Origin of the sequence: Streptomyces sp. W16 (assembly GCF_033194735.1) — a bacterium.
In the GTDB taxonomy this organism is placed as follows: domain Bacteria; phylum Actinomycetota; class Actinomycetes; order Streptomycetales; family Streptomycetaceae; genus Streptomyces.
This window is the reverse complement of the sequence record NZ_JAWOAI010000757.1, coordinates 1-3,627: the sequence shown is the minus strand read 5'-3', so window position 1 is coordinate 3,627 and position 3,627 is coordinate 1. Positions and strand designations below refer to the sequence as shown.

Sequence of the window (3,627 nt, the reverse complement as noted above, 5' to 3'; positions counted from 1 at the left end):
TTCATCAGAAGGCCCGCCCCTGGCGGGCCTTCTGCCGTTACGGGCGGCGTCTCACGCCTCCCGCAGCGTCTTCGCGAGCGTGCCGTCGCCGCTCACCTCGATACGTCCGGCGCGCACCCCGTCGGCAACGCTCAACTCCCCCTGGGCGACGGCCGTACAGGTGTCGACACCGAGCACGAGCCGGGCGTCGGGCTCGCGGGGAGCGGGCCCCTCGCCGTAGACGGGCCCGTCCTCCTCCGCCCCCGCCCACAGGTGGAACTCCCCCTCCTCCAGGCGGACTTCGACGAGCCCCTCGCCCTCCAGCGCCCGCAGCAACGGCAGCGCGAACCAGTGCGCACGCACCGCATCTGTAGGCCGCCGCTCCCCCAGCTCGGGCGCACCCCAGGTACCGAGCGCCTGGAGGACGGGCAGCAACTCCCGGCCCCGCCCGGTGAGTTCGTAGACGTAGACCGCTCCCGGAGGCGGCAGCCGCCGCCGCGTCGCGAGCCCGTCCCGCTCCATGTCCTTCAGCCGTGAGGCGAGTACGTCCGTGCTGACACCCGGCAGATCGGCGTGCAGGTCCGTGTAGCGGCGCGGACCGGCGAGGAGTTCGCGGACGATCAGCAGGGTCCAGCGGTCGCCGACGAGGTCGAGGGCCCGGGCCGCGGAACAGTACTGGTCGTAGCTTCGGCGAGGTGACATGCGACGCAGTCTAGACATGTTGTTGGACTTTCCAAGCTCACACTTGGTAAAACCAAGCAACACACGAAGCCGATGGGGCGAGGGCGCAATGGAGTTCCGGCAGTCGAGCAAGCTCAGCGAGGTCTGTTACGAGATCCGCGGTCCGGTGATCGAGCACGCCAACGCACTGGAGGAGGCGGGCCACAGCGTCCTGCGGCTGAACACCGGCAACCCCGCGCTCTTCGGCTTCGAGGCGCCCGAGGAGATCATCCAGGACATGATCCGGATGCTCCCCCAGGCCCACGGCTACACGGACTCCCGCGGCATCCTCTCGGCCCGTCGCGCGGTCGCCCAGCGCTACCAGACCCTGGGTCTCGAAGTCGACGTGGACGACGTGTTCCTGGGCAACGGCGTATCCGAGCTGGTCTCCATGGCCGTACAGGCACTGCTGGAGGACGGCGACGAAATCCTCATCCCCGCCCCGGACTTCCCGCTGTGGACGGCGGTGACGACCCTCTCCGGCGGCAAGGCGGTGCACTACCTCTGCGACGAACAGGCCGACTGGTACCCGGACTTGGACGACATGGCGGCGAAGATCACCGACCGCACCAAGGCCGTCGTCATCATCAACCCGAACAACCCCACCGGCGCCGTCTACCCCAAGGAGATCGTCGAGGGCATCCTCGACCTCGCCCGCCGGCACGGCCTGATGGTCTTCGCCGACGAGATCTACGACCAGATCCTCTACGACGACGCCGTGCACCACTCGGCCGCCGCGCTCGCCCCCGACCTGGTCGTCCTCACCTTCTGCGGCCTGTCGAAGACGTACCGGGTGGCCGGCTTCCGCTCGGGCTGGCTGGTGGTGACGGGCCCGAAGCAGCACGCGAAGAACTACCTGGAGGGCCTGACGATGCTGGCCTCCATGCGGCTGTGCCCCAACGCGCCCGCGCAGTACGCCATCCAGGCCGCGCTCGGCGGCCGCCAGTCCATCCGCGACCTGACGGTCCCCGGCGGGCGACTGCACGAACAGCGCAACGTGGTGTGGGAAAAGCTGAACGAGATCCCGGGGGTCTCGTGCGTGAAGCCGAAGGGCGCCCTGTACGCGTTCCCCCGACTGGACCCCAAGGTGCACAAGATCCACGACGACGAGAAGTTCGTCCTGGACCTGCTGCTCCGGGAGAAAATCCAGGTCGTCCAGGGCACGGGCTTCAACTGGCCGACCCCCGACCACTTCCGCATCCTGACGCTGCCGTACGCGGACGACCTGGAAGCGGCGATCGGCCGGATCGGGCGCTTCCTCGGCGGGTATCGGCAGTAGCAGATATCCGCGCATCGCCTTGGGTAGCTCCTCCGCATGACCGACCGCCCCTTGCTGCTCCTCGACGTCGACGGCCCCCTGAACCCGTACGGCGCCCGGTTCCTGCGCCACCGCGGCTATGTCAGCCACCGGCTGTGGCCGACGAACTGGTCGGCCCGGCAGCGGCCGGGCTCCCGGCAACTGCGGCGCGGGCTCCGGGTGCGCCTGCACCCGGAGCACGGCGAGCGAATACTGGCGCTGCCGTACGAGCCGGCCTGGGCCACCACCTGGATGCACCAGGCCAACGAGCTGATCGCGCCGGCGGTCGGGCTCCCCGGCGACCTGCCGGTGATCGAGTTCGTCCAACTGTTCACCAAGGACCCGGACGGCCTCTACTGGAAGACCCGCCAGATCGTGGCCTGGGCGGCCGGGCGCCCCTTCGCCTGGGTCGACGACCTGATCACCGACCTGGACATAGGGCATGTCGAGGCGCACCACGACGGGTCGGCGCTGCTGCTCAAGGTGGACCCGCGCAAGGGTCTGCGCGAGACCGACTTCGCGACGTTGGAGCAGTGGGCCCATAGCCTGTGAGGTATGGGTGATCTTTTCCTCGTACGGCATGGAGAGACCGAATGGTCCCGGTCGGGGCGGCACACCGGCTGGACCGATGTCCCGCTGACCGCGAAGGGGCGGGAGGAGGCGCGCGGGCTGGTGCCGCTGATCCGTTCGCACCGGGTCGGCGCCGCGTTCGTCAGCCCCTTGCAGCGGGCCCGGGAGACCGCCGAGCTGATCGGTCTGACGGACGTACGGATCGACGCGGATCTGCGGGAGTGGGACTACGGCGGGTACGAGGGGATCACGACCGTCGAGATCCAGCGCACCCGCCCGGACTGGTTCCTGTTCACCGACGGGGTCGCGCCCGGGCCGCCGGACCACCCCGGGGAGACTCCCGAGCAGGTGGGCCAGCGCGCGGACCGCGTGCTGGCCGAGGTCGACTCGGCGCTCGCCAACACCGAGGGCGTGGTGGTGCTGGTGGCACACGGGCATTTCCTACGGGTCCTCACCGCGCGGCGGCTCGGACTGCCGCCGTCGGACGGGGCGCTGTTCCAGCTGGCGACCGGGACGCTGTGCCGGCTGGGCACGGAGCACGGGCGGCCGGTCATCGCCGCCTGGAATGTCAGACCTCCGTCGTAGCCTTCGAATGAGCCGCGGACACCCATTGGATGCGGCGGGAAGGAGCACGCCGTGACACGACCGCCGACCACCGCGCAACGGCGTGTCGTCGACGCCGCCGATCCCGTCACCGGGCGGCTGCGAGGTACGGAGGCGCAGCTCGCCGCGCTGGTGAAGCGGGGGCTCGCGTTCCGGCACCCGCGTCCGCCGCACGACCACTTTCTGACCCCGGCGGGGCATCGCATACGGGAGTCCGCCTCGGAGGTCGCCGAGCCCGTCGTAGCAGCGCCCGCGACCACCGGGGTCTTCGCCGCCCGGATCGGCGGCGAGGACGCGAAGGACGCCGCCGGTCCGGCCCGCACCCGTGAGGTGCACAGCGCCTGGCAGGGGCTGCTGGAGCTGCGCCGGATGACCAATCGGGACGGCTCCCTGGACCGGCCGTGCGGCTGGGAGCGCACCCATCTGGTGCAGGCCGCGGCGCTGGCTCTGGAGGCGGC

The 3,627-nt window shown here is 70.6% G+C and carries 5 protein-coding genes; 4 read left to right on the top strand and 1 reads right to left on the bottom strand.

Going from position 1 to position 3,627, the window contains the following annotated elements:
* Positions 1-51 precede the first annotated feature (51 nt).
* The gene (locus R6V09_RS48670) at positions 52-681 is read right to left on the bottom strand and encodes a winged helix-turn-helix transcriptional regulator (RefSeq protein ID WP_317887858.1); all 630 of its coding nucleotides are present in this window, start codon (positions 679-681) and stop codon (positions 52-54) included.
* An 88-nt stretch (positions 682-769) separates the two neighbouring features.
* On the opposite strand from R6V09_RS48670, the gene R6V09_RS48665 reads away from it, so the two are divergent.
* The 4 genes from R6V09_RS48665 to R6V09_RS48650 form a co-directional block, all read left to right on the top strand.
* Positions 770-1,978, top strand: a complete 1,209-nt coding sequence (locus R6V09_RS48665) for a pyridoxal phosphate-dependent aminotransferase (RefSeq protein ID WP_317887857.1) — start codon at positions 770-772, stop codon at positions 1,976-1,978.
* 36 nt (positions 1,979-2,014) lie between these two features.
* Positions 2,015-2,548 carry an HAD domain-containing protein gene (locus tag R6V09_RS48660; protein ID WP_317887856.1) on the top strand — a complete coding sequence of 178 codons (534 nt, stop codon included), beginning with the start codon at positions 2,015-2,017 and terminating at the stop codon, positions 2,546-2,548.
* A gap of 3 nt (positions 2,549-2,551) precedes the next feature.
* Positions 2,552-3,151, top strand: coding sequence for a histidine phosphatase family protein (locus R6V09_RS48655; RefSeq protein WP_317887855.1), 600 nt, complete (start codon positions 2,552-2,554; stop codon positions 3,149-3,151).
* 51 nt (positions 3,152-3,202) lie between these two features.
* The coding region (locus R6V09_RS48650) for a hypothetical protein (protein ID WP_317887854.1) at positions 3,203-3,627 on the top strand (425 nt) is incomplete at its 3' end.